The following is a 1,019-nucleotide window of genomic DNA, read 5'->3' on the forward strand; positions in this document are numbered from 1 at the left end:
CATATAACCTGACTGCTGGGCAAGTGTATTATATTGCTGTTCGCGGGTATTCTAGCTCGACATCAGGGAAATATAAGATTATTATCAACAGAACAGGCTGGACGGATGTATTTGTTGCCGGAAACGAAGTTAAATATGATGGCACACCGAAGCAGGCTAATGTTGTATCGACATCTGCTGGTGCTATGACGCTTTACTATAACGGTTCGACAGCGTTACCTGTTGAAGTTGGCGATTATGAAGTTCGTGTGTCGCAAGTTGCTGCTGGCAATTATTGCGCGACGGATCATGTTTTGGTTGGCACGTTTAGGATAACAAAGGGAACGAAAACTGTCACGCTTAAAGCGGCTAATAAATCGAAGGTGTTTGGATATGATGACCCTGCTAATAGTTATGAGTTAACTCCTGCGGAACTAGGGGACAACACGCTTGTTATATCTGGAGGAACATACACGACGGCTGGAACAGCTGGTATGGCGCGACCTGTTGGCACATATAATATTACACCTAGCGGATTTGTATTTACATCGAACAAATATGATTATGTGATAACGTATCAAACAGGCACACTGACTGTTACGAAAGATGTTATAACTGTGACTCTTAAGGCGGATGATAAGAGCAAAGAATTTGGGCAATCGGACCCAGCGTTTACTCATACTGTTTATTATAATGGTGTTGCTAATGCTGCGATACCTGGGAACCCTACGAAGACGAATGGTAGCGTGACTGCGAATGGTACGGCTGGGGTTACTAGACCTGCTGGCACATATACGATTATGGCTTCTGGATTTGCATATGCTGCGACGACGAACTATACATATACTATAGTTTATCAAACGGGGACGTTGACGGTTAATACGATTAATCCAACCTTAAATCTAATTCAAGAAAACGCTTCGACGGGCGATAAAATTGGAAATAATATAGCCAATGCGCTTAATGTTGGTAATATTGGGACGGCGTTTTCTATTGATGGGTATATCAACTCGGCTGGCGATTATGATTATATCTGCTTT

General features: G+C 42.6%; 1 protein-coding gene. It reads left to right on the top strand.

Going from position 1 to position 1,019, the window contains the following annotated elements; all coding sequences use genetic code 11:
- Positions 1-1,019: MBG domain-containing protein (locus tag ACYVTD_RS13820; protein WP_461248307.1), on the top strand; the 1,019-nt coding region annotated here is incomplete at both ends.

It is taken from the genome of Treponema sp. R6D11 (assembly GCF_054786075.1).